The following is a 25,225-nucleotide window of genomic DNA, read 5'->3' on the forward strand; positions in this document are numbered from 1 at the left end:
TCAGCCTCCGAACCGGTCCGGGGAGAACCGCGAGATGTCGTGCTGCTGCGGCAGTCCGAGAGCCAGGCGGGCCGCGATCTCGCCGAAGGCGGGCGCGAGCTTGAAGCCGTGGCCGGACAGCCCCGCGACGACCGCCACCCCCGGCTGGACCGTTCCGATGACGGCTCGCCGGTCCGGGGTGTAGGCGTCCATGTGGACCGAGTGCCGGCTCGGCTGCGACGGCAGGTCCGGGACCAGGGCGTGGACCTCGCCGCCGACGCCTGCCAGCGCACTCGGTGCCAGGAAGCGGGTCAGCCGGCCAGGATCATCGATCGAGCCCCAGGCGTCGGCCCAGCCGGCCTTCACCAAAGCGCCGTCCACGCTCGGGATGCCGAACAGGTGGACATCGCCGAGGTCGCGGATGAAGCCCGGGAAGACCTCCGGCGCGTACTGCGCCGGGTCCTCCGGGGCGAACCAGGTCAGCACGAGCGGACGGATGTCGAGCAGCTCCCGCAGCTCCGGCAGCACCTGCGACGCCCAGGCCCCTGCGGTGACGACGACGTGCTTGGCGGTGCGGGCACCCCGCGCGGTCGAGACTCGCACGCCACCGGGAATCTCCTCGATCCCGGTGACGGGGGCGTTGTCGATCAGCTCCGCCCCCGCCTGACGCGCCCGGCGCAGCGCCTCCTGCACCGCGGACTCGGGCCGCAGCACACCACCGAGCCGGTCGAGGACGCCGATCTCATCGGTGATCGACCCGTGCTGGGGAAACCGGCTCGTCAACTCCGCCGCATCGAGCACCTCGTGCGGAATCCCGTGCTCCTGCACCGAAGCCAGCACGTTGCGCATCGGCGCGATCGTCGAAGCGCCGATCGACAGCACCCCCGAAGCGTGAAACAGGGTCCGCTTCCCGCCCCGCTCCAACTCCTGCCAGAGCTCGCGGGCCTCGAGCAGCATCGGGACGTACTCGGGGCTCTCGTGGTACCCGGTGCGGAACAACCGCGACTCGCCCGCGTAGCCCCCGGCGTCGTGCCCCAGCGCGTGCTGCTCCACGCCGATGACCTGCGCACCGTGGACCTCCGCGAGCCGCCAGGCGGCCATCGCTCCCACACTGCCGAGCCCCACCAGGATCACGTCTGCATCCATGGACGGGGATTCTCAACTCCCGCAGCGAGCTCCTGCAATACCTGGTCAATATGAAAAGGCTGTCAAGCCATAGCCGATCTTTATAGATCGCACGTGTTCGTGCCTCAGCCTGACCAAGGCGAGAAACTCGGAGGTGCCGACCGCGGGTGAAATCTTTCGACACCACCACCGTTCTCGTCGGAGCCAGGGACGAGGGTCTTGTCACTGGCATGTCAATGCGGCGGTCGTCGCTCGGTGATCGCTCCCGGTTGCCGGAAGCACGGAAGCACCGGCAGGTGCATAGCCACGCGCGAGGATGTGGTCGAGGCGCGTGAGGGGTAGCCGTGCCGGCCAGGTGAAGCCGAATCCGCTGTTGACGTCTGTTGCCGTACGTGTGAGCTGCGCGAAGCGCCTGTCGGTCGTGGCGGTGTTCAGATCACCCAGAACAAGAAGTCGTCGCGCACCATCGCCGTTGATCTGCTCCGCGAGCGCGTCCACTGCGCGGTCGCGCGCATCGCTGTCACCGAGCCTGATCGAGGCCAAGTGGACGACGTACACAGTGGTTTCGCCGCCAGGAAGCCGAACCTGTGCGCTGAACGCTCGTGCCCATTCCAAACCGAGCTTCAGGGGTTGCACATCGGTCACGGGATAGCGGCTCCACAGCCCGACGGTGCCGACGGTCGCGGTGTGGGGGTGGCTTTCGTCAAGGACGCTGGCAACGCTGCGCCTGGTACGGCCGGTGAGTTCCTGCACGGCGATCAGGTCTGCGTCGGAGCGGGCCAACGCTGCCGCGGTGCCGTCGGGGTCGGAGTTCGCCGCGCCGACGTTGTGGGTGAGCACCCGCACACCACTCCCGCAACCAGGAGTCGCTGCCATCACGCCCGGCAGGAACAAGGAGGCCCACACCGTGGCAGCCAGCACAGCAGCAAATGCCCCGTGCAAGGAGCGAAGAACGAGGGCGCACAATCCGAACACCGCGATGGGCACGCCAAGCCAGGGCAGGAAGCTGTCCAGCACCGTGCCGAGTCCGCCCACGTCCGGCACGAACCCGTGTCCGAGGAGAAGCACCGCTAGGATCGTCGCGGCTGCGCCGAGTACGGCGTCCTTTGCCCTTGGCCGAATGGTCATCAGGCCACCGTGGACGAACTTCGTGAGCGCTTCTTAAGAACTTCCGCTTGGTCTGGAGGAACAGTGGATCAGAGCAGCGGGCCCGCGACGGTGCTCGTCGTCGACGACGAGCCGGCGGTGCGCGCTACGCTCTCCGACGCGTTGACCGTGCATTCGTACCGGGTGTGCACGGCCACCGACGGTGCGCAGGCGCTGCGGGCAGTCCCCGAGCAACGGCCGGATCTGATCGTGCTGGACGTGGTGATGCCCGGGCTGGATGGCTTGGCGGTGTGCCGCACGTTACGCGCCGCGGGTGACCGGACACCGATCCTGGTGCTGACCGCCCGGGTTGAGGCGCGAGACCGGATCGATGGGCTGGACGCCGGTGCGGACGACTACGTGCTCAAGCCCTTCGACCTCGGCGAGCTGCTGGCCAGGGTGCGGGCGCTGCTGCGCAGGGCGGGCCGAGGTACCGCCGACGCCGAACCGCTGCGTTACGCCGATCTCGTCCTGCACCCTGCGGCCCGGCAGGGTACGCGCGGTGGGCGGGTGATCCAGTTCAGCGAGACCGAGTTCGCGTTGCTGGAGCTGTTCGTGCGCAATCCGGGACAGGTGCTCACCCGTGAGGTGATCAACGACCGGGTCTGGGGCTACGACTTCGGTCCGGCCAGCAATTCGCTCGCGGTCTACGTCGGATACCTACGACGCAAGCTCGAATCCGGCGGCGAAGGGCGGCTGCTGCACACCGTGCGCGGAATGGGCTACCAGCTGAGGCAACCGTGAGCACCATCCCGTTGCGCACCCGGATGGCCGCGCTCGCAGCGCTGTCGGTGGCGGTGGCCGTCGTGGTCATGGCGGTGCTGGCCTACTGGGTGATCGCGCGCGAATCGCACCGCCAGCTCGATCTGGCGTTGACCAGGGAAGCCAGCCGCGTCCAGTTGCAGATCAAGCAGGGCAACTGGGATCCGTCGTTCTCGCAGCAGTGCGAATGGCTCGCATCACCCGCATGCAGCCAGACGGTCACCGCGAGTTCCGGCTCGACGGCGTTCCCGGTGCCGCCGCAGGCCGAGGCCGTCTTGTCCGGCGTTCGCGGCAGGGCCACTGCCGATCTCGTGGTGGACGGCCGTCCGATGCGGACGCTCGTGGTCGCGCTGGAACCGGGGCGGGCACTTCAGGTCGCGGTTCGCTCGGACCAGGTCGAGCAGAGCCTGGGCCGGGTCCGGCAGGTGCTGCTGCTGGCCAGCGCCTGCGGGGTCGTGCTGGCCTGCGTGCTCGGATACCTGGTGACACGGACCAGCCTGCGGCCGCTGCGCCGCGTCACCGAGGCCAGTCGCCGCATCGCCACCACGCGCGACCCCACGCACCGGATCAGCGCCCGAGGCAACGACGAACTGGCCGAGCTTGCCCGGAACTTCAACACCATGCTCGCCGCGCTGGCCGATTCGATCGCCGCGCAGCGGCGCCTCGTCGCCGACGCCTCCCACGAACTACGCACACCGCTGACCGCGTTGCGCTCCGACATCGACCTGCTCAGCACCGCCGGTTCCCTGCCCCCGGAGGTGCAGAGCCGGCTCCTGCGGCGCGTGCACGACCAGTTCGCCGAACTCACCCAGCTGGTCAACGACCTGATCGAACTCGCTCGCGACGACGAACCGACCGAGATCGTCGAGGACATCCGCCTCGACCACCTCGTCGAACACACTCTCGCCAACGCCCAGCGGCACTGGCCCACCGTGGATTTCCGCGCCGATCTCGACGGGACGATCGTCACGGGCGCACGGGACCGGCTCGCCCGGGCGATCGCGAACCTGCTCGACAACGCCGCGAAGTTCAGCCCGGACCACGGCACCGTCACCGTCCGCCTCGACCGCGGTGAACTGAGCGTCACCGACCAGGGACCCGGGATCGCCGCCGAGGACCTCCCGCACATCTTCGACCGCTTCTACCGCGCCGACACCGCCCGCGAGATCCCCGGCTCCGGTCTCGGCCTTGCCATCGTCGCCCAAGTCGCACGCACCCACGGCGCGGACATCGACGTGGCATCCCTGCCGGCCGGCGGGACCCGCTTCGCCCTGCGCTTCCCCCAGCCTTGATTCTCATCTTCCTCTCATGGCCATCCACCACGTTGGCGACCATGAGACATAGGAAGCCACCACAGCGGCGTCCAGCCCTCGCACTCACCGCACTGGCCACGCTGGGCCTCACCACGCTGTCACCCGCGTGTGCCCATGCCCAGGCCGGCGTCCGGCGCGACGGCCAGACCGTGGTCGTGGCGATGGGCACTGGCGAAGCCCGGTTGAACCCCCGGACGCTGGAGATCACCGCACGCACCGACGACGGACAGCAGATGACGCTCTCCGCCGCGAGCCCGACGCCGCTGGGCGAACCGGGCCCGGTCCAGGTGGACGGCGGAAAGGCCACCTGGACCTACCCCGAACGAGGCCTGACCGCCGCGGCCACTGCCCGTGACGGCCGACTGGTCGTCGACCTGCACGCCGACTCCGACAACACCCTGACCTGGCCCGTCACGGGTACCGACCAGGCCAGCAGCGCCGTGCAGCTCCCACGCGGCGAGGGACTGAACGTGCCGGTGCGCGACCCGTTCTGGAACTCATCGGATGCCGAGCTCACCGAGGAGGCCATTGACCTCAAGGACCTCACCATGCCGTTCTGGGGCCACACCATCGGCCGCCACGGCGCCGGCTACGTGGTCCCGACCGATCTGGACACCTCGCTGCGGTTCGTCTCCGAACAAGGTCGTCTTCGCACCGACGCCACGCACGAGTTCACCCCGGGGAACGCCACCACCGACTACACCGTCGCGTTCGCCCTCACCGACAACTCCCCCGTCGCCTCCGCCCAGGACTACCGGCGCTGGCTGACCGAGCACGGCCGGCTCAGCAGCCTCGAGCAGAAGATCCGCGCTAACCCCGAAACCCGGAAGCTGATCGGCGCATTCCACGCCTATCTCTGGGGCGACGGCCGCAGCCCCGAAGCCATCGAGCAGCTTCAGGACCTCGGCATCGACAAGATGTGGCTCGGCTATGACGCCGACGGCAACCCCATGAGCCGCGAAGCCACCGATGCGGCCAACAAGGCCGGATACCTCGTCGGCCCCTACGACAGCTGGGACAACGCCCAAGACCCCGCCACCGCCGACACCCCCGTCGCACGCTGGCCCGATCGCGTCTGGCCCGACGCATGCGTGCACGACGAGAACGGCGAACCGGTGACCGGATTCCAGGGCCGCGGCTGTTATGTGAGTTCCCAGGCACTGGCCGACGCCGAACCGCGGCACCACTACCTCGCCGACCGCATCGACTCCATGACCGCCAACGGGGCACGCAGCTACTTCCTCGACGTCGACGCCACCGGGGAGGTGTTTCGCGACCACAGCCCGAACCACCCCATGACCCAAGCCCAGGACCGTGCCAACCGCCTGACACGCATGCGCGACCTCTCCGAGGATCGCGACCTCGTCCTCGGCTCGGAAACCGTTGGCAGTTGGGCGAACCAGGTGCTCTCCTTCAGCCACGGCTCCACCACCCCCGTCACCCCCGGCCTGTGGAAGGCGGAGCGGGACAAGGAAACGTGGGGTGCCTACTGGCCTGATGAACGGCCCGGCTTCTTCTTCGAACCGGCCGAACTGCCCGCCAACGTCGCCCGCGCCATGTTCGAACCGGTCTACCGCGTGCCGCTGTACGAGACCGTTCTGCACGACTCGGTGATCAGTACCGACCGCTGGGAGATCCCCCTGCACAAGCTGCCGCGGCAGCAGACCGACCGGACGCTGATGGCCATGCTCCACAACACCCCGCTCAACCTCGCCCTGGACCAGCAGGCGATTTCTCAGCATGGCGAGCAAATCGCCGGACTCCAGGACTACTTCGCCAAGCTCCAGGAGGCCGCCGGCACGAAGCCGATGACCGACTTCCGCTGGCTCACCGACGACCACGAGGTCCAGCGGACGACCTTCGGCGACAACGCCCTGACCATCACGGCGAACTTCGGCACCACTGCGCACAACGGCCTACCCGCCCACTGCGTCCAGGCCGACATCCCGGGCAAGGCTCCGCTCGCACCCCTGTGCCCGGACGCCTTGTAAGCCTCCAGCCTTAGAGCCTTTTTCCAAACTCATCCTGCGTGGCGGTGCAGGTGGCGGAACCTCAGGCGTCTTCTCGCTGTGGGATCCCCGACTCATGAATGCCAATTCACCACGCCGGGGCTGTCCTCGCGAGAAAACACCTGAGAACCCGCAGCGGTGCAAGCTCCGTAGGTGGGCTAAGCGGCTGCGCCGCTTCAAAGACAAGACCCCGCGTTACCGCACCCACACCACGACAGGCCATCAATCCACCAGTGCCGCGATGCCCGGCTGCAACACTCCAGCCGCATGCGCCGTCACGTCGCCGCACAGCCCCATCAGCTCAGCTTCCGCAGTGCTGCACGCACTGCGGCGAGGCTGGCGTTGGGTTCATCCCAGAAGACCATGTGCCCGGCTCCGGGGACTTCGACGAGTTCGGCGGAGGGATTGGCCTTGGCGGCTTCCTGCGCGCCGGCGGCGGTGACGACCGGACTGTCGGCTCCGTAGACGAGGACCGCGGGGGCCGGGACTTCGGGCCAGAAGGCGAAGAAGTCCTCGGATTCGAATCCGGCGTGCGTGGCCGCGAGAGCGGTCCGTGAGCAGGAGGACAGCCAGCGGGCGCGCAGCTCCTGTTCCCTGCGGGGCCAGCGGGGCCAGGACTGCGCCACCTCGTCGGCGTCGGTGCCGTCGCGGGCTTGGTCGAGTTGGCGGAGGAAGGCTTCGAGGGTTGTGGGGTAGGGATCCCTGCCCGGGCCGCTCATCGGGGGGTCGACCAGAACGGCCCCTCGCAGTTCGTGATGGCCGGTGGTCGCGGCCAGCGCCGCGATCCGCGCACCCATGGAGTGTCCGAGCAGGATGGGGCTTTCCAGCTGCAGCCCGGACACGACCGCATCGACGTCCGCGGCGTAGCTGGCGAGGTCGTAGCCATGCAGTGCACCTGCACCGTCGGCCGCAATGGGCTCGGGCGCGTTGTCGGAGAGTCCGCGGCCCCGGATGTCGAGCACGAGCGGGCGCACGAGGTCGGTCAGTTCTCGCGCCACGAAGTCCATCGTGATGGCGGGGCTGGTGATGCCGGGAAGGATCAGCACCGGCACGCCGTCGGCCGGTCCGTAGTCGAGCAGGTGCAGCCGGAGCGGTCCCGAACACACCCATCGGCTCACCGCGGGGACGGCGCCGAGATCGGCCAACGCCAGTTGGCTCATGGTGCGGGCAGTCGGTGGTTCGGTCGGGATCGGCGGGAGGGACGTGGTCACGAGTGGCCTTCCTGTGTCGGCGAGTCGGCTCAGCGGTCGGCGCGCTACCCGGCCGCCGATGCGAGGGGCGCGGCGGTGTTGCGCCCGGGCAGGCGGTCGAGGTGGGCCAGGGCGTCGTAGAGGCCGATGACATCGGCATATTTGGCTTGCAGGTCGAACAAGGCGGCATCGTGCGGGCCTTGCGCTCGGTCACCGCAGGCTTCTCGCACGACGAGGGTGTTGAAGCCGCACTGCACGGCATCGACCGCGGTGGCGCGGACGCAGCCGGAGGTGGTGGCGCCGCAGACGAGCAGCGTGTCGGTGCCCAGGCTGGTCAGCAGGGTGGCCAAGCCGGTTCCGTGGAATGCGGAGGCGCCCTTCTTCAGGACGAGGTGGTCGCCAGTGTGCTGCTCGAGTCGGGGATCGAGAGCGACCTCTTCGCTTCCTTCCCGCAGGGCTCGCATGCCCGGTGCTTTGCGGAGCCAGGCGACGGAATCGCCGTCTGCCTCGGCGGGCGTGTAGCTGATCGCGGTGTAGATCACCGGCACGTCGTGCTGCCGGGCCGTGGTCGCGAGGACGGCCGCCGCGGTCACCTCCCGGGTGAGGTCGGATCCGGAGGCGAAGCCGGGTTCGGTGAATCCGCGGGTCAGGTCGACCACGACCAGTGCCGGGCGGCTGCCACGGGGAACAGCGGCGCCGAACCCGGCCCGGTCGTAGGTGGCATCGGTCTCGGCCCCGTGCAGGCCGGCGGATCGGTGGTCATCGACGGGCACGCTGCAACTCCTTGATCAGTTTGTCCTGGGTGCGGATCCGGCCGAGCAGCCAGCCTTGGAAGAACCCGAGTGCTGCTGCGGCCGCCACCGCGGCGTATCGCCGGGTCTCGGGAGGAAGCAGCATCGCCAGCCCGTCGAGGGCATCGCCGCTGTCGTTCGCAGCGGGCCTCGCAGCCGGGGCGGGCGCAACGCCGTTGCTGCCCGGGGTTCCGAGAGCCGGTTCCGAGGCCGCGGTGCTCGGCCCCTGCTGCAGTTGGACGGCGAGGTTGCGGGCGAACTGGTCGAGCAGCCGGTTGGACACGGTGCCGATCGCGCTCTTGCCGAACTGGGCGAGCTTTCCGCGCACGGACAGGTCGGTGTGCAGGTTGAGCGTCGCTCCCCCGGGAGCTTCGATCACGGTCAGGGTGACATCGGCCTCGGCGTCGCCGTTGCCGTGGCTGTCCGCTCCCCGCGCGAGCAGTCGCAGCCGGCGATCAGCGGCAGCGACCTCGCTGAACCTCACCGTGCCGGCGTAGGCGGCGCTGATCGGGCCGACCTTGAACTTGACGCGGCCGCGGTAGGTGTCGCCGTCCCGCCCGTCGAGGGTCGCGCCGGGCAGGCAGCCCGCCACCCGCTCGACGTCGTTGATCAGGGCGAACACGGCATCCGGGTCGGCCGGGACTTGCAGTTGGTTTTCCAGGATCACGGTGTCGCTTCTTTCTCGGCGGAGATGCCGGCCGGGCAAGCAGTTTCGGTGTCCGAAGTGGACCGTCGACACGCAGCGGTCGCGGCGATCGCGTCGACGATCGTCTGGTAACCCGTGCAGCGGCACAGGTTGGCCGAGACCGCCTCGCGGATCTCGTCGCGGTCGGCGTCCGGCTGTTGGGCGAGGAAGCCCTCGGCGAGCATGAGGAACCCAGGGGTGCAGAACCCGCACTGCAGTCCGTGGTGGTCGCGGAAGGCCCGCTGCAGATCGGAGAGCTCGCCGTCGTCGGCGAGCGACTCGACCGTGCGGATGTCGCAGTTCTCGGCTTGTACGGCGAACATCAGGCAGGCCCGCACCGGTTCGCCATCGACGAGGACGGTGCAGGCCCCGCACACCCCGTGCTCGCATCCGACGTGGGTGCCGGTGAGACCGAGGTCGTGGCGCAGGGCGTCGAGCAGGGTCTTCCGCGGTTCGACGATGGCCTCGTGCGTTGCGCCGTTGACGTTCAGCCCGATCAGGTGTCGATCGTTCATGACGGGGTGGTCGCCTCCTCTCGGTCGGACGATTGCGGGGAGCGGGCCGCGTCCAGCGCGGCCAGCACGGTCTGCGGGTGCACGGGCGTGGTGTCGAGTTCGGCTCCGGTGTGGCGCAGTGCGTCGTTGATCGCGTTCAGCACGGCGGCCGGTGCACCGATGGTGCCGCCCTCGCCGGCGCCTTTGGCGCCGTTCTCGGTGAAGGCGCACGGTGTCTCGAGGTGGGTGACGGTGATGTCGGGGATCTCCGTCGCGGTCGGTACGAGGTAGTCGATGAAGCTGACGGCCGAGGGCTCGCCGTTGTCGGCGTAGGTGATTTCCTCGAACAGCGCTCCGGCGATGCCCTGGGCGATCCCGCCGCGGCACTGGCCATCGACGACCTGCGGGTGGATCACCACTCCGCAGTCCTCCACGCAGGCGTAGCGCAGGATTGTGATCTGGCCGGTGCCCGGATCGGCCTCGACGACCACCGCGTGGGTGGCGTTGGAGAACGTGCCGTCACCGGCGACGTCGAAGCTCGCGGTCGCCGTCAGCGTCGGTTCGACGCCCTTGGGCAACAGGTGGCTGCGCAGATAGGCCACGTCCGCGATGTCCTCGAAGGACACTCGCTGCGCGGGGTCGTCGATCTGGACGACTCCCCCATCGCCGTCCAGGCGGACGTTGTCCGGGCGTGTCCTGAGCAGGTGCGCGGCGATGGTGCACAGCAGCTCGCCGAGCCGTCTGGCCGCGACGGACACGGCCGACCCGCCGATCGTCACCGACCGCGAGGCGAAGGTTCCCCACCCGTAGGCGATGCGCTCGGTGTCGCCCTGCCGCAGCTTGACCTTGTCCAGGTCCAGTCCCAGCCGGTCGGCCACGATCTGGGCGAGGGTCGTCTCATGCGACTGCCCGTGGTTCATCGTGCCGCTGGTGACCACCACCGACCCCGTGGTGTCCATCCGGATCTCGGAGACGTCGAAACCGGGAACCACCTGCATCTTGCGCTTGGCGAAAGCGTCGGAACCGTAGCCGGTCCGCTCCGAGAAGCAGCAGTATCCGATGCCGATGTGCCGCCCCTCGGCGGCGGCCCGGTCCCGGAACTCGTACCAGCCCTCATCGCGGAGGGTGGCCTCGGCGAGGTCGAGCGATTCCCGGTAGGTGCCGGGATCGTAGGTGACGTCGTTGACGCCGGTGTAGGGGAATTCGGTGATCACGTTGCGCCGGCGGATCTCGACCGGGTCGATGCCGAGTTCGCGCGCGGCACGCTCCATGACGCGTTCCATCGCCATGACGTACTGCGGACGGCTGACCCCGCGGTAGGGCGCGGTCGGCGCCTTGTTGCTCGTGATGGCGCGGCCGCGGACCCGGTAGGCGGGCACCTGGTAGACGCCCGGCATCTCGGCGGAGGCCATCAGCGGTTCGATGCCGGCCGTGAACGGGTAGCAGGAGTAAGCGCCCATGTCGCAGACGACGTCGACGTCCAGGGCGGTGATCCTGCCCTCGGCGTCGAACGCCGCGCGGGTGCGGTAGCGCTGTTCGCGGGCCAGGAATGCGGCGGTCAGCGCCTCCCGGCGGTCCTCGATCCACTTCACCGGGCGGTCCAGCTTCCGGGCCGCCGCTGCGACCGCGATCTCCTCGCGGCCGACCACGCACTTCTGGCCGAATCCGCCGCCCATGTCGGGGACGGTGACCCGCACGGTGCGCTCCGGAACGCGCAGCGAGCGGGCCAGCACAGTGCGCACCTGGTGCGGGACCTGCGTGCAGGTCTGCACCAGCAGCTGGTCGTCGCGGTCGTCCCAGGAGGCGACCACACCGCGCGTTTCCAGCGGCAGCGCGTTCTGCCGCCCGCTTCGCGTGACGACCTCGACCACGCACCCCGGTCCGGATTCGGCGGCCTCGAACGCGGTGTCGACACCGGGTGTGTCGAACATCGACACGTCGAGGAGGACGTTCCCGGGCGCTTCCTCGTGCACGAGCGGTGCGTCCGCGGCGAACGCGGTCTCCTCCGAGACGACCGCGTCGAAGGGTTCGTAGGTGGCCACCGCGGCTTCGATGCCGTCTTCCACGCTGTACGGGTCGCGAGCGATGACCACGGCCACCGGTTCGCCGACGAAGCGCACCTTCTCCCTTGCGAGGATGGGCATCGCGGTGGGCGCGAACTCCTCCGGCGGGCGATCGAGCAGCGCCACGATGTCGCCGAGGCCGAGATCCTCAGCGGTGTAGGCGGCGACGACGCCCTCGACCTCGCGGACCGCGGAGAGGTCGATGCCGAGGATCCGGCCGTGCGCGACGGTGGAGCGGACGAAACCCGCGTGCAGCATCCCGCTCAGCTGGACGTCGTCGATGAACCGCCCCCGGCCGCGCAGCAGGCGTGGGTCTTCGCGCCGGGGGACGGCGGCCCCGACCCAGCGCTTCCCGCCGGACTGCGGAGATCCGTGTCGGACACCGGCATCACCTCCGGTCATCGCGCAACTCCTTTCTCCCACGCCTCGTGCAGGGCTTGGGCGACGAGCGTCCGGGTGAGCCGACGGCGATAGGCGCCGGTACCCGCTGCGTCGTCGGGTGGATCGATGGCCGCGGCGGCGGCATCCCCGCACGCGGTGAACAGATCCGGCCCGGGGACACCACCGGCCAGCACGGCCTCGGCCTCGGGAACCCGGATGGGCGCCGGGGCCACTCCACCGAGCACCACCCGGCCTCCGGTCAGCGGACCCGCTTCGGCGACGGGGTCCGCGTCGAGCGCGACCGCTGCGTCGACGGTCGCGAAATCCCCGTGGCGGCGGGCGAACTCGGTGAGCGCGGCTCGCGGCGCCGGGCGCGTGAAGCGCACTTCCACGACGACCTCGTCGGGTTCGACGGCCGTGGCGTAGAACCCGTAGAACATCTCCGCGGCCGGGATCTCCCGTTGCCCGTTCGGGCCTTCGGCGACGATCACGGCGTCGAGCAGCAGGGCGAGCAGGCACCACTCGGCGGTGGCGTCTCCGTGCACGATGCTGCCCGCGACGGTGCCGCGCGAGCGGATCGGCAGGTGGCCCACCCACCGCATGGCCCGGGAGATCACGTCGAACTCCGGCCCCAAGGTGTGGCCGGCGGTCTCGACCGCACGATGGGTGCTCAACGCCCCGATCCGGAGTTCCGAGCCGTCGCGCCGGATCGAGCTCATCGCCGGATCGCGGCGCAGCAGTCCCATGTCGACCAGGACCGTCGGCCGGGCGAGCCGGAAGTTCATCATCGGTATCAGGCTCTGACCACCGGCGATGAGCTTCGGCTCCTCGCCCGCTGCGGCGAGTTCGCCGAGCAAGCCGACGGCATCGGCGACGTCATGCGCCCGGTGGTAGCTGAACGCAGCGGGCTTCACGCGGTCAACCTCCTCGTTGTTCGATACCTGGAACGGATTTAGCCGTCAGTGCGCCGAAGTCTCCGTTGTGGCAGCGGCTTTCACGACCGTCGGCTCAGCACCGAGCTCGGTGATGTGGTCGAGTTCGCGGCCTCGGGTCTCCGGCGCGGCGACCATCATGAACACGACCGCGGCCACCACGAGCACACCGAGCACCGTGAAGGTCAACGGCAGGCCCAGCACCGGCCACAGCACGCTGCCGAACAGCAGCGGGGCGAAGCCGGTGACGGCGCGGCTCGACGACGACGCCCAGCCGAAGCCCGAGGCGCGCAGCTCCGTCGGGTAGAGCTCGGAGACGTAGGCGTACATGACCGGGATGACCACCAGGGCGAACAGGCCGAAGGCGCCGATCGCCACGACCGCCAACGTGGGCGTTCCCAGCAGCAACGAGAACACCACCAGCATCACCGACATGACCGGCCCCGCGGTCGCGATGACCCGCTTGCGGCCCACCCGGTCGACGACGAGCACCGCCAGTGCGACGCCGACGATGCCCACCGCGTTCATCAGCGCGGTCGAAGCGAAGGCCGCGATCTCGCCGAAGCCCTCCGCCTTCAGGATCGACGGCATCCAGCTCAGCGCGGCGTAGTACACCAGCATCACGCTGGTGAACAGCGTCCACGACACCGCAGTGATCCGCGGGTTGAAGGCCCACACCCGGCGAAGCTGGTCGAACGCTGCCGCCAGTGCCCCACCGCGAGTGTCCTCCACGACCGCCGCCGGAATCACGTAGGGCTCCGGATTCGCTCCGGTGCGTCGCACTAGATCGTCGATGACCGCGCGCGCTTCTTCCTCACGGCCCTTGCGGACCAGGTACAGCGGAGACTCCGGAACACCGCGCCGCACCCAGATCAGCAGAACCGCCGGCAGGATCATCAGCACCAGCATCCAGCGCCAGTTGCCGTGCACCGGAACCAGCAACGTCGCCGAGACGCCTGCCAGCGTGGTCCCCACCGGCCACCAGCCGTCCATCGCCGAGAGCACCCGTCCCCGTTGCCGGCGGGGTGAGAACTCGCTGACGATCGCGTAGTCGACCGGGATGCACCCACCGAGACCGACGCCGGCGAGGAAGCGCAGGAGCAGGAAGATCTCCAGGTTCGGCGACAGCGCCCCGACCGCGGAGAACAGCGCGAACAGCAGCAGCGTGATGCTGAACGCGCGCTTGCGCCCGATGCGGTCGGCCACCGTCCCCCAGGCGACCGCACCGACCGCCATGCCGATCAGGTTAGCGGTGGCCACCAACCCCTTCTGGCCCGGCGACAGCCCGAACTCGGTCCCCACCAGCGGGGTGAGGAAGCCGTTCAGCGCGACGTCCCAGGCATCGAACATGTAGCCCAGTCCGCCGATCAGGAAGATCTTGCCTTGCACGCTCCATCGCCAGGGCAGGTCCTGGACGACTTGGTCTCCGGTACGCATGAGTCACTCCGTTGTGCTGTAGCGGCGTCACGCGTCAGCGTGCGAACTGGTAATGGATGGATTCGGTGTCCGGGTCCGTGAGCGGGCTGCCGTTCCACAGCCAGTCGTAGGACACGTCGGACTCACCATCGAAGCGACGCAGCTTCTCGTCGCGCTCACGCTGCTCCGGGCCATCGGGCAGGTGGTAGAAGCTCATGTTCTGCAGGGACGCATCCTGGACCATGCCCGCGTGCTTCGCCCGCCGATCGACGTAGCGGACCAGGGCCGCCTCGATCCCGTCGCGGGTCACCCGGCCGAGCTCCTCCGCGAGCACGGCGGCGTCCTCCATCGCCTGGGAAGCGCCCTGCGCCTGGTAGGGCAGCATCGCGTGGCAGGCATCGCCGAGCAGGGCGACCCGCCCGTCGACCCAGACCGGGTCGCGGCGCCGGCGGTACATCGCCCACACCGACACGTCCTCGTCCTTCGCCTTGGCCAGCACGGCCGGAACGCGGTCGTCCCAGTCGTCGTACTCCGCGGCGAGCTGCGCCGCGGTCGCCGGGCCGCTCCAGTCCCGGGCGATCTCCTCGGTGCACGGGACGATCGCGACGATGTTCAGGTACTGACCGCCGCGGATCATGTAGTGCACCAGGTGCTTGTCCGGGCCGTACCAGATCGTGGAGTGGAAGCGGTCCACGAGGAACCGGGTCGCCGGGTCGGCGGCCACCATGTCGCCGGGGATCAGCGCACGATAGGCCATCTCCCCGGAGAACTCCAGGGTGTCGTCGAATCCCGCCAGATCCCGCACCGCGGACCGGATGCCGTCCGCCCCGACCACGAGGTCCCCGGTGAACCGGCGTCCATCAGCGGTCAGCACCGCCGGGCGCGCCGGATCGGTGCGATCGAGATCGACCACCTTCGCCGAGGTGGCGACCTCGACCACCGGGCCGGGCCCCGTCGGGTCCAAGCACGCCTCGAGCAGGACGCCGTGCAGGTCGGCGCGGTGGTAGTGCCAGTAGGGCGCCCCGTACTGGTCGATCACCCGCTGCCCGAGCGGCAGCTGGCCGATGATGCTCCCGTCGGCCCAGCGACGGCGGACCTGGTCCTGGGGTTCGGTGCGCACGCGCTCGAGCTCGGCGCGAAGCCCCAGTCCGATCAGGATCCGGCTGGCGTTGGGCGCGGTCTGGATACCCGCGCCGATCTCCCCCAGCTGCGCCGCCGCCTCGACCACGGTGACCCGCAGGCCACGCTGCCGCAGCGACAGCGCGGTGCACAGGCCGCCCAGGCCGGCACCGACAACAACGACTTCGAACGACTGGCTCGCAGCCACGCTGGCCTCCTCGTCCTCGCCCGAACCCGCGTCGGATTCAGGTGATCCGAACACGTACTATCCGGATATGCAAGGTCTTGTTTGAAAAGGTTTTGTTCGCAGGTGATTACCGCTTGATGCGCTTCTGATCAGCGCGAAGAGGGCGCAGGCGATCAGGATGCGGACGAGCGAGCACGAGCTCGCGTCGGGTGAATACGTGTAGCGCGGCCCGAGGAGCCGGGACGCCCCGCCAGAGGGCAGTCCCGGCCACGAGCGTCGCGCGCCGGAGGGTCAGACCGCGTGCGTCGGCACTCCCGGGGCGGCGACCGCTCCGCTGAGCAGCTTGCCCGCACCGGGCACTCGGGGTTCGAGTCCGAGTTCGGACAGGATCCGGAAGGTGGTGGCGGTCGCGGCCGAGAGCACCGGGATCCCCACCTCGTCCTCGACCGGCTGGATCGAGGGCAGGGACGGCATCTGCACGCAGGCCGACAGGACCAGCGCGTCAGCGTTGGACAGGTCGAGCTTGCGGTAGTGCTCGCGCAGATCGGCCGGATCCAGCCGCGCCACGGCGAGGTTGTCCGGCACCTCCAGCGAGAGCGCGTCCACCACCTCGACCCCGGCGTCCTCGATGTAGTCCGCCACCGCCTTGGTCAGCGGCTTCATGTACGGCGTCAGGATCGCGACCTTGCGCGCGCCCAGCGCACCGATGCCGGACAGCAGTGCACCAGCGCTGGAAACGACCGGGGCATCGGACCCCTCGGTGCGCAGCGCGCGGGTGATGTCGTCCTCCGCGGTGCAGTGGTAACCCGGCCCCTGCGCCATGATCGCCACCAGGCACGCGGTGGCCACGACCGCAGGGCGAGCGTCGGCCAGTTCCGCCGCCGCTCGTTCGGCCTGCGCGTTCATTGCCCGCAGTTGTTCCGGGGTCACGTGCTGCATCCGCGCCCGCGCGGAGTGGAAGATGAACCGGTCCCCCGGATCGACCTCCTCCCGAGCTCGCAGCATCCGCGGCAGCTCGGTCTCCATGGTGAGGTTCGAGCTGGGCACGATCATTCCGATGTGGTGCTCGCGCACCGCCGCCTCGGCGCTCATCGGCCACCGACCGGGCGCATCTCGGCAACGGTCAGCTCGCCCGCGTCGACGATCAGCTCGTCGTCGAGGTACAGCGAGTTGCCGCGCATCGGGATGTCGAAGTGGCAGGCGGTGTCGTTCGGGCCGCCCAGCTCGTTGTTCGGCCCGATGGAGAACATCACGTTGCCGTAGAAGCTGCGCAGCTCCATGCCCATCCCGCCGGGGAACTGGGTCAGGCCGTGCCAGTGGGCACGCTCGTCGAGCCCCCAGCCGACGTGGCTCATCCCGTAGCCGCGCGGGTCGTCGAAGCTCTCGATGTACGAGCGCAGCAGGTCCGCGTCCAGCCCGGAGGACCCGGCGCCGCCGCGGATGTCCCGGATGAAACCTTTCTCGATGGTGATCTCCACCGGGGTCTGCACGTAGGTGTTGAACGGCAGGAGCACGTCCCCCGGCGAGAGCACGATCTTCCCGTCGACACCGTCGTCGGCTCCGCCGGTGAACACGAACGCTGCCGGCCAGTGGTCCCATCGACCCGGGGTGTCGGTGTAGCCGTACTCCGACAACGTCGGGTACATGCCGAGCTGGTAGGTGACGTCGGTACCGGCCGGGCTGGTGATCCGCATCGTGCCTGCCTTGGCCAGCAGCTCGGCGCCGATCTCCACCCGCTCGCGCAGTTCCCTGGTCGGCATCAGCCGGGCGAGCAGCTCCGGCGGCTCGACGGCGGTCAGGATCCGGACTCCGGCGTCCTGGATCGCGAACTGCTCCTTGCTGAACAGCAAGAAGGTGCAGTCCACGACCATGTCGACGCCCTTGAGGGCATCCACGGCCTTGGGGATGTTCCCGAGGCCGGAGTCACCCACGGCCCACGCCCCCGAGGCGCTCGCCGGCGAGGGCAACCGCATGTGGAACGCCGCAGCTCCCAACTGCTGAGCGGCCCACAGGAACGCGTCCGCGTACTCCGCACGCTCCCCGCCGCGGGTGAGCACGACGACCGTCTCACCTTCGTGCACGCCGGACAGGCGCAGTTGCTGCAAGCAGATGTCGTTGAACAGGTTCTGGTCCACCGTTGACCACCTCCGCGTATAATCCGAACACGTATTATCCGAGCACGCAAGAGTTGTTTTCGCGGAACCTGTGTGCGCCGAACTCGCGAGCAAGATCCACACATCAGCAACGGCGCTTGCACCCGGCACGCGCGCGGACAACCCCTGCTGCACGCGGAGAGCCGGTCGACCTGGGCAAGATGATTCCCTTGCACGGCACCGAGTTACGCCATCCAGGCGAGCCCACGCCTGGACCAGCTCGACCTGGCTCGGATCGCACCGGAGCGACCTGGATTCACCCCGGCCAAGCCGGTCCCGTACCAGTACAACCATCCGGGTACGTATTATTAATGGGCACCCAACCCGGGTGCCGAGCTGCTTGGGAGGAACGCAATGGGGGAGCCAGCGCGCACGGACCGACGTGTTGGAGATACGTCTGCCGTCGCTCCGGCACCACCCGCCGACCTGCTGGCCGCCCCCGGCTACGGCGCCCGCCGGTTGTACCAGGCCTACCTCGCCGCTTGGAACCGGCACGTCGACTCGGTGCTGACCGGTCCGCAGTTCGCGGTGCTCTCCGCCGTCCGCGCCTATCCGGGCAGCGACCAGAGCTCGCTGGCCGGTGCCGCCGCGCTGGACACCTCGACGATGGCCGACTTGTGCCGCAGGCTCGAGCGGCGAGGTCTCATCCAGCGCATCGAATCCCCGCGCGACGCCCGGCGCAAACTGCTGTCCCTCACCGAGGAAGGCGAGGCGGTGCTCACCGAGGTGCACCACCGAGCCCGGCAACTGGACGAGGCACTGCTCGCCGGCGGCGACATCGCCCGCGACGCCAACATCGCAACGCTGCTCAACGCACTCGGCGCCCGCTGGGAAGCCGTCGCAGCATTCGAAGAACTGGACTGAGCCGCGCACAGTACCCGCCGACCGGCACACCACGTCCGCGAGCAACTCCGCTTGCAGCGCACGGTGATCCGGCACCTACGGCATCGCACGGGCCAGCACTTCCACAATGGACGCCGGGTCGAGGCCGTGCGTTGCCCCGCCGAGCTCGTCCGTCATCTCACCACCGTGGACCTCCACCAGCGCGCTCGGCGTCGGCCCACTCGATCCAGCAGGCGGAGCCGGCCGAAGCCGCACGCCTGCACGGCGGGCGGCTTCCCGAGATACCGCACGGTGTTCTGGGAACGTGCTCGTTCGTGTCTCCCCAGAAGCGGAGGATAGCTAGGACGGCATGGGCGCGCGGTCGGCGCCGCTGGTGGTGTCGATCAGCGTGGTCTCCCGAAAGGGCGGAGTCGGAGGCTGTTCGAGACGACGAACACCGAGGACAGCGCCATTGCCGCGCCGGCGATCAGCGGGTTGAGCAGTCCGACGACGGCCAGCGGAAGTGCGGCGACGTTGTAGCCGAAGGCCCAGAGCAGGTTGCCGCGAATGGTGCGCAGGGTCGCGCGGGCGAGGACGATCGCGTCCGGGACCGTGGTCAGGTCTTGGCGAACGAGGATGAGATCCGCGGTCTCGATGGCCACGTCGGCACCGGTTCCCACCGCGAGCCCGAGGTCCGCCGCGGCTAGCGCGGGCGCATCGTTCACACCATCGCCCACGAACGCCACGGTCCGGCCTTCCCGCCGCATCCGCGCCACGATCTCGGCCTTGCCCGCGGGCAGCACCTCGGAGATCACCTCCGCGATCCCGATCTCGTCGGCGACGGCGCGGGCCGTCGCCCCGTTGTCACCGGTGAGCAAGAACGTGCGCAGGCCGAGGCGGTGCAGTTCGGCTATCGCCCGCTTCGATGACGGCTTGACCTCGTCGGCCAACGCGATCACAGCAGTGATCCGGCCGTCGCACTGGACGAGAACCGCCGTCCTCCCCTGCTGCTCCCACGTCTCGCGCTGCCGGTCGAGTTCGGTGGGAACCACGTGGCCCCGGTCGGTGAACAGTTTGGCGCGTCCGACGGCGACCTCTCGGCCCTCGACGATGCCGTGCACGCCTAGGCCCGGCTCGTTGGTGAACTGTTCCACACGGGGCAACGGGCCAAGCTCGTCGCGGGCCGCGGACCTGATCGCCGCCGCGACGGCGTGTTCCGAAGCATCCTCCAACGCCCCGGCCAGACGCAACGTCGCTGCCCGGTCAGCGCCGTCAGCGCACCAGAAGTCCACAACGGACAGTCGACCCGCGGTAACCGTGCCGGTCTTGTCCAGCACCACCGTGTCGATGTTCTTGGTCGCTTCGAGAGCCTGGTAGTCCTTGATGAAGATCCCGAGCTGGGCGCCTCTCCCGGAGGCGACCATGAGCGCCGTCGGCGTCGCCAGCCCGAGCGCGCACGGGCAGGCGATGACCAGCACGGCCAGCCCGGTGGAGAAGGCTCGTTCCGGCATCCCGGTGGCCAGCAGCCACCCGGCGAAGGTGGCGACCGCGAGGACCAGAACGGCGGGAACGAAGTAGCCGGAGATGCGGTCGGCCAGGCGCTGCACGCCCGCCTTGCCCGCCTGCGCCTGCTCGACGAGGCGGATCATGGCCGCGAGCTGGGTGTCCCCGCCGACCTTGGTGGCTTCGACGACGAGCCACCCGCTGAGCAGGATCGTGCCGCCGACGACCTCGTCCCCCGGCGTGGTCTCCACCGGCATCGACTCGCCGGTCATCGAACTGCGGTCCACGGCCGCCCGCCCGTCGACCACGCGTCCGTCGGTGGCGATCGTGGCGCCGGGACGCACGATGAAGCGTTCCCCCGCCCGCAGGTTCTCGATCGGGATCTGGCGCTGCGAACCGTCATCGAGCAGGACTGCGACCTCGTTGGCGCGGAGCGCAGCAAGGGCGCGCAGGGCGCTGCCCGCGCTGCGTTTCGCTCGAGCCTCGAAGTAGCGGCCGGCGAGGAGGAATGCGGTGACCCCCGCGGCGACCTCCAGGTAGATCGCCCCGTCCGCTCGGATCAGCAGCCACCAGCCGGAGGCGTCCGCCGGCGGACCGGGCTGGCCGAACATCGCGTACAGCGACCACAGCGCGGCCGAAAGAATGCCGATCGACACCAGCGTGTCCATCGACGACGAACCGTGCCGGGCGTTGACGAAAGCCGCGCGGTGGAACGGGTAGGCGGCCCATCCGACGACCGGGGCGGCCAGCGCGACCAGCAGCCACTGCCAGCCCGGGAAACGAGCGGCCGGCATCAGCGTGAACAGGACCGACAGGTCGCACAGCGGGATGAACAGCAACATCGACACGACGAGCCGCCACCACAGGCCGCGAAGCCGCTCATCGGATTCCTCCGGCGGCCGGGCATCCGCCGCAGCGGGAACGACCTCCGCCTGATAACCCGCTTTCTCCACAGTGTCGACGAGCATCCGGTCGTCGACCGCCACAGGGGCGAGGATGTTCGCGCGTCCGGTCGCGTAGTTCACGGTGGCGTGCACGCCTTCGAGCTTGTTGAGCTTGCGTTCAACGCGTGCCGAGCACGACGCGCACGTCATGCCGCCCACTGACAGCTCGACCTCACGATCGTGCGTGTCGTCGGTGAGCAACGGGTTCGAAGACAAGCCGTGTGAACCTTTCACGCACAGCCGCGCGGCGGCCGGTCCCTTCCTCGGACATCGCGCTTGTGGACCCGCGTACGCCGGTCCACAAGCACTCCGACCAGAGAGTCGTGAGGGGCGCCCAGGAAGTTCCCGGAGAAAAACCAGATCGCCCTGTGCCGAGCGCCACAAAGCAAGCGGTGCGCGTTCGCCATCGCGCAGCCTGCCCGGCTCGGTCCGGATCTGAGGCGGGGAACAGCATCGTCGGCATCCTTAGCGCGTCAGCTCCGGCTTCCGACCGGATTCCCTGACCCGTGCACCGGGTACGACTGATTCGCTCGCACCCAAATCACCCCGAGCTCCGCGCCCGCTGTGAGTGATCCCGATGCCTTCTGCGAAGGTGATCTGATGCGTTGGCTCTATGCCGTGGTCCATCCAGAAGCGACACATCACGTCGACGGTCGTGTCGGAGGGTGGTTCGATTCCGAACTCACCGCCCTCGGCAGAACCCACGCCGCCGCGATCGCGGCAAGGCTGCGGGAACTCGTCCCCGGGGATGCTCGTGCCGAACTCTACAGCTCGGATCTGCGGCGAACAGTCCAGACGGCGCGGCCGATCGAGGCCGCGTTCAAGACGGAAGCGGTTCTCCTGGCCGATCTCCGCGAGAAGTCGTACGGCGTCGCGGGCGGCAGGCGCCAGGATTGGTTCCGGGAGCATTTCGTCCCGCCACCCGAGTTCGGTGAGCGGTTGAAGCACGACGAGGGCATCGAGGGAGCGGAAGCGAAGCTCCAGTGGATCGAGCGGGTGTACCGCGCAGTGGAATACCTCCGCACCCGCGCCTGCGACCACCAGATCGTCGTGACGCACGGTGGATCGTTGAACTGGGTCGTCGCGGCCTGGCTCGGCATCCCCGTCAGCGCATGTGCGTACGCCGCGTTCCGTTCGATCAGCGGCGGGATCACGGTCCTCCAGGAAGACGACTACTTCCACAACCGAACGCTGCACACGCTGAACGACATCAGCCACCTCGCGTCCTCCGCCGGGGACACCTGCTGACCGAACTGGCGCAGCGGCGGTTCGGACAGCTCTCCGGAGGGGAACGACAACGCGCCCTGATCGCCCGCGCCGTGGTGGCCCAGCCCCGGCTGCTGGTGATGGACGAGCCCAGCAACCACCTCGACATCCACCACCAGTTCGCGCTGTTCGACCGGGCTCGCGATCTCCGGGCCACGGTGCTCGCCGCGCCGCCCTCAAGAACGTGATCAGCGCGACCGCCGCGGTACGCCCGACATGGCGCTGATCACTGGGCCGCGGGCGGTGCCGTCTCCTCGAAGTCGCCGCCGGCACCGCCCGTGGCCCGCGAGTACCACCCACATTCCCGACTCACCCTCGACCGAACAATGTGGACAGTCCGAAGATCGCGGTCCCATCGGCGGTGACCAAGCGGTGTCCGCGAAGAGGACGCGGTCACCAACGACCTCGGCACCACGAGCACGTCCATCCAAATCGGACGCCGAGCTCCAACATGGCCAGACGGATGTCTTCCGTCTTCGAGCTGCTCATGGCCAGGCAGGTCAGCCGCACCGAAGAAGGATTCGTGTTACATCGCCCGCCGGTCTCATCGGCATGCCACGGCAGCGGCCCAGCAGGACGCGAAGCTCAGCCGCTATTCATGCATGGGTAGCCATCAATACTTACGATTGGGCCGGACAGACCTTCACCCGCGTCCGTTCGGAGCCATGATGACCACCGCGCATGAGCAGCACACCGGCCACGACCACGGCGAAGCTTGCGGGCACGTCGCCGTGCCCCACCGCGACCACATCGACTACGTGCACGACGGCCACCTGCACCGGTGGCACGACGATCACTACGACGAGCACTGAGTCGTCGCGAAAATCGTCCGCGACAAGATTCCTGCGGCCACGGCGGAACACTCATCGCACGGCGGGAAGACCAGCCCCCTGGCACTCGACGTCACCTGACGGAACCGTCCCACTGACGAGATATGCGGCCGCAGTCTCGTCGACGCACGGGTTCTGCTGGCTGGCGAAGGCTCCGTGCGAATAGCTGTTGCGCAGGAGCACCATCCGGGAACCAGGCAACACCGCCTGCATTCTCCTAGCGCCCGCGTACGGTGTCGTTGGGTCGTGTTCGGCCTGCGTGAGCAGTATCGGCGGCATCGCCGGGTGTCCGAGGCGGGCGGTCTCGCGAGGCTGCGGCCAATAGTGGCACGTCGGCGCTTCCAGCCCGGCGAGCACCGGCTCCGGGTCGGCTGCGCGGAGCGCGCGCACCGCGCCGATCACCTCGGCAGCGGAGGGCCGTGTGCTGTCGGCGCACTTGACGGCGCGCAGCGCTGCTTCGTAGTTGCGCGAATCGGGTCCCGTTCCGGGGATTTCGGGGGCCAGCCCGTCACCGTTGCCGGTGTGGACGTAGTCGCTGAGCGCTCGAGCGAAGGGCTCCCACCGTTCGGTTCGGGACAGTGCGCGGTAGACGAGGTAGTCGAACTCGCTGGGACCGAACCTCCCTCGCACTGGATGTTCGGCCAGCCTGGATCGAGCGCGCGAGTAGCGTTCGCGGACCCCCTCGGGCGTCGACCCGAGGCCCAGACCCGGATGATCGGCGACCCAGCGGAACAACACGTCGCGCTGCTCCAGCATGGCGAATGCCTGCTGGGTGTCGAAGTCGTGCCAGCGGTCCGGACTGACGACGCTGTCGAGGACCATCCGTCCAACGCGATCGGGAAACTCGGCCGCGTAGGCGGCGCCGAGGTAGCTGCCGTAGGAGACCCCGAGGAAGTTCAGCCGGGATTGCCCGAGGACGCCCCGGATGCGGTCCATGTCCCGTGCCGTGTTCATGGTGCTGATCCAGCCGGACACCGCGCCGAGGTGTTGACGACAGTCCGAGGCCATCGCGCGTAAGCGGTCCAGGTAGTCGTGTTCCTGGGATTCGGTCGAAGGAACAGGGCCCGGCCCGGGGTGGCCGAACACCCCTCCGAGCGGCCCGCAGTCCACGGGGTTGCTGTGGCCAACGCCGCGGGGGTCGAAGCCGATGATGTCGTAGGAGCGCCGAACGGACTCGGGCATCTTCCTGCGCTTGGTCACGGCGTAGTCAAGTCCCGCGCCGCCGGGGCCGCCGGGGTTGACCAGCAACGCTCCTCGATATTCCGCCGGCGTGCCGGACGCCCGGACCCGCGAGACCGCGAGCGAGATCGTGCGCCCGTCGGGCGCGTCGTAGTCCAGTGGCACGGCGATTTCGGCGCATTCGGCCCCTGGCTCGTCGGGGCCATCAGGTGAGCACGGGCCGAACCGCACTGCTTCGGCGCCTGCAGGGGCGGCGCTGAGCAGCGGAGCCAGGAGGGCCAGTGCGAAGGCGATGCGAAGCGATCTTGTCACGGGCGTCACTTCCGGAGTCACTGGATGAACGTCTTAAGTGAAAATGATTATCATAATCGAACTTTTTCGCGCAACCGTGACCAGAGTCGGTGCCGGCCACCTGCCGCTGGTGCATGAGCGCTCTTCTGCCGAGGCATCCTGGAGAGCGGACACCGCTTCGGGTCCGTCACCAACGTGCCGCCAACAGGCCCGGCGCTCCGGAGCAGCGGTGTGACAAAGCTGATGTTGTCGGCGGCGGCGGGAACCGGCATGTGAGGTCTTCCGACATCTACACCAGTGGAAGCTCGCCCGGGGACGCCGGATCGGGCTTCATGCGCGTGCGAACGGATTGGGAGCAACATGATCGCCGGTGAGTCCAGAGTCGGTTTCGCCGCTGATCCGCCCGAGGCACAACCAGATCCGGACGCTTCCCCCGGCGGCCCGGGGCGGGGTTCCTGGTAGGCGGTGTTACGGCCGCTGATCCTGCGCCTGCACTTCTTCGCCGGGATCCTGATAGCACCGCTCCTGGTCGTCGCCGCCGTGACCGGTCTGCGCTACGTCTTCACGCCGCAGCTCGAACAGCTCGTCTACGACCGGGAGCTGCACGTCCCGGCGAGCGCGCCTTCGTGTTCGTCGCTTACACCC

The 25,225-nt window shown here is 69.1% G+C and carries 21 protein-coding genes and 1 pseudogene; 8 read left to right on the plus strand and 14 right to left on the minus strand.

Annotated features, from left to right (window positions below):
* A complete protein-coding gene (gene solA, locus AC07EQ_RS06330) occupies positions 1-1,125 on the minus strand; it encodes an N-methyl-L-tryptophan oxidase (RefSeq protein WP_478386874.1) in 1,125 nt (374 codons plus the stop codon).
* A gap of 201 nt (positions 1,126-1,326) precedes the next feature.
* Positions 1,327-2,232 (minus strand): endonuclease/exonuclease/phosphatase family protein, encoded by a 906-nt coding sequence (locus tag AC07EQ_RS06335; protein ID WP_478386875.1) that lies wholly within the window; start codon positions 2,230-2,232, stop codon positions 1,327-1,329.
* Positions 2,233-2,295: 63 nt separating this feature from the next.
* Here AC07EQ_RS06335 and AC07EQ_RS06340 point away from each other — a divergent pair, with 63 nt between their 5' ends.
* The 3 genes from AC07EQ_RS06340 to AC07EQ_RS06350 are packed head-to-tail and all read left to right on the plus strand — an operon-like array spanning position 2,296 to position 6,316.
* Positions 2,296-2,994 (plus strand): response regulator transcription factor, encoded by a 699-nt coding sequence (locus tag AC07EQ_RS06340; RefSeq protein ID WP_478386876.1) that lies wholly within the window; start codon positions 2,296-2,298, stop codon positions 2,992-2,994.
* Positions 2,991-4,304, plus strand: coding sequence for a sensor histidine kinase (locus AC07EQ_RS06345; RefSeq protein WP_478386877.1), 1,314 nt, complete (start codon positions 2,991-2,993; stop codon positions 4,302-4,304). Before AC07EQ_RS06340 ends, AC07EQ_RS06345 begins: the two co-directional genes overlap by 4 nt.
* 41 nt (positions 4,305-4,345) lie before the next feature.
* Positions 4,346-6,316 carry a glycoside hydrolase gene (locus tag AC07EQ_RS06350; protein WP_478386878.1) on the plus strand — a complete coding sequence of 657 codons (1,971 nt, stop codon included), beginning with the start codon at positions 4,346-4,348 and terminating at the stop codon, positions 6,314-6,316.
* A 314-nt stretch (positions 6,317-6,630) separates the two neighbouring features.
* Here the strand turns inward: AC07EQ_RS06350 and AC07EQ_RS06355 are convergent, their stop codons facing one another.
* From AC07EQ_RS06355 to AC07EQ_RS06400, 10 genes are all read right to left on the minus strand, one after another.
* Positions 6,631-7,545: an alpha/beta fold hydrolase gene (locus tag AC07EQ_RS06355; protein ID WP_478386879.1), complete on the minus strand. Its 915-nt coding sequence runs from the start codon at positions 7,543-7,545 to the stop codon at positions 6,631-6,633.
* A 44-nt stretch (positions 7,546-7,589) separates the two neighbouring features.
* The gene (locus tag AC07EQ_RS06360; protein WP_478386880.1) at positions 7,590-8,297 is read right to left on the minus strand and encodes an isochorismatase family protein; all 708 of its coding nucleotides are present in this window, start codon (positions 8,295-8,297) and stop codon (positions 7,590-7,592) included.
* Positions 8,284-8,982 (minus strand): SRPBCC family protein, encoded by a 699-nt coding sequence (locus tag AC07EQ_RS06365; RefSeq protein ID WP_478386881.1) that lies wholly within the window; start codon positions 8,980-8,982, stop codon positions 8,284-8,286. Before AC07EQ_RS06365 ends, AC07EQ_RS06360 begins: the two co-directional genes overlap by 14 nt.
* Positions 8,979-9,515 carry a (2Fe-2S)-binding protein gene (locus tag AC07EQ_RS06370; RefSeq protein ID WP_478386882.1) on the minus strand — a complete coding sequence of 179 codons (537 nt, stop codon included), beginning with the start codon at positions 9,513-9,515 and terminating at the stop codon, positions 8,979-8,981. The genes AC07EQ_RS06365 and AC07EQ_RS06370 overlap by 4 nt, the downstream gene beginning before the upstream one ends.
* A complete protein-coding gene (locus AC07EQ_RS06375; protein ID WP_478386883.1) occupies positions 9,512-11,959 on the minus strand; it encodes a xanthine dehydrogenase family protein molybdopterin-binding subunit in 2,448 nt (815 codons plus the stop codon). The genes AC07EQ_RS06370 and AC07EQ_RS06375 overlap by 4 nt, the downstream gene beginning before the upstream one ends.
* On the minus strand, positions 11,956-12,852 hold the full coding sequence (locus tag AC07EQ_RS06380; protein ID WP_478386884.1) for an FAD binding domain-containing protein: 897 nt from the start codon (positions 12,850-12,852) through the stop codon (positions 11,956-11,958). The genes AC07EQ_RS06375 and AC07EQ_RS06380 overlap by 4 nt, the downstream gene beginning before the upstream one ends.
* A 45-nt stretch (positions 12,853-12,897) precedes the next feature.
* On the minus strand, positions 12,898-14,307 hold the full coding sequence (locus AC07EQ_RS06385) for an MFS transporter (RefSeq protein WP_478386885.1): 1,410 nt from the start codon (positions 14,305-14,307) through the stop codon (positions 12,898-12,900).
* 34 nt (positions 14,308-14,341) lie between these two features.
* Positions 14,342-15,613: an FAD-dependent monooxygenase gene (locus AC07EQ_RS06390; RefSeq protein ID WP_478386886.1), complete on the minus strand. Its 1,272-nt coding sequence runs from the start codon at positions 15,611-15,613 to the stop codon at positions 14,342-14,344.
* Positions 15,614-15,883: 270 nt separating this feature from the next.
* Positions 15,884-16,666, minus strand: coding sequence for a maleate cis-trans isomerase family protein (locus AC07EQ_RS06395; RefSeq protein WP_478387073.1), 783 nt, complete (start codon positions 16,664-16,666; stop codon positions 15,884-15,886).
* Positions 16,667-16,680: 14 nt separating this feature from the next.
* Positions 16,681-17,727, minus strand: a complete 1,047-nt coding sequence (locus tag AC07EQ_RS06400; RefSeq protein ID WP_478386887.1) for a 2,5-dihydroxypyridine 5,6-dioxygenase NicX family protein — start codon at positions 17,725-17,727, stop codon at positions 16,681-16,683.
* 372 nt (positions 17,728-18,099) lie between these two features.
* On the opposite strand from AC07EQ_RS06400, the gene AC07EQ_RS06405 reads away from it, so the two are divergent.
* Positions 18,100-18,609 (plus strand): MarR family winged helix-turn-helix transcriptional regulator, encoded by a 510-nt coding sequence (locus tag AC07EQ_RS06405; protein WP_478386888.1) that lies wholly within the window; start codon positions 18,100-18,102, stop codon positions 18,607-18,609.
* A 362-nt stretch (positions 18,610-18,971) separates the two neighbouring features.
* On the opposite strand, the gene AC07EQ_RS06410 is transcribed toward AC07EQ_RS06405, so the two are convergent.
* The gene (locus AC07EQ_RS06410; protein WP_478386889.1) at positions 18,972-21,230 is read right to left on the minus strand and encodes a heavy metal translocating P-type ATPase; all 2,259 of its coding nucleotides are present in this window, start codon (positions 21,228-21,230) and stop codon (positions 18,972-18,974) included.
* Between the two features lie 384 nt (positions 21,231-21,614).
* On the opposite strand from AC07EQ_RS06410, the gene AC07EQ_RS06415 reads away from it, so the two are divergent.
* The 4 genes and pseudogenes from AC07EQ_RS06415 (at position 21,615) to AC07EQ_RS06430 (ending at position 23,092) form a co-directional block, all read left to right on the plus strand.
* A complete protein-coding gene (locus tag AC07EQ_RS06415; RefSeq protein WP_478386890.1) occupies positions 21,615-22,262 on the plus strand; it encodes a histidine phosphatase family protein in 648 nt (215 codons plus the stop codon).
* A gap of 5 nt (positions 22,263-22,267) precedes the next feature.
* Positions 22,268-22,318, plus strand: a pseudogene (locus tag AC07EQ_RS06420) (hypothetical protein); the annotation flags it as partial.
* 15 nt (positions 22,319-22,333) lie between these two features.
* Entirely contained in the window at positions 22,334-22,468 is a 135-nt protein-coding gene (locus AC07EQ_RS06425) for a hypothetical protein (RefSeq protein ID WP_478387079.1), read from the plus strand.
* Between the two features lie 480 nt (positions 22,469-22,948).
* A complete protein-coding gene (locus AC07EQ_RS06430) occupies positions 22,949-23,092 on the plus strand; it encodes a hypothetical protein (protein ID WP_478386891.1) in 144 nt (47 codons plus the stop codon).
* Positions 23,093-23,143: 51 nt separating this feature from the next.
* Here the strand turns inward: AC07EQ_RS06430 and AC07EQ_RS06435 are convergent, their stop codons facing one another.
* Positions 23,144-24,601 (minus strand): alpha/beta hydrolase, encoded by a 1,458-nt coding sequence (locus AC07EQ_RS06435; protein WP_478386892.1) that lies wholly within the window; start codon positions 24,599-24,601, stop codon positions 23,144-23,146.
* Positions 24,602-25,225: the final 624 nt, after the last annotated feature.

The organism is Saccharopolyspora sp. NPDC045839 (genome assembly GCF_056431645.1).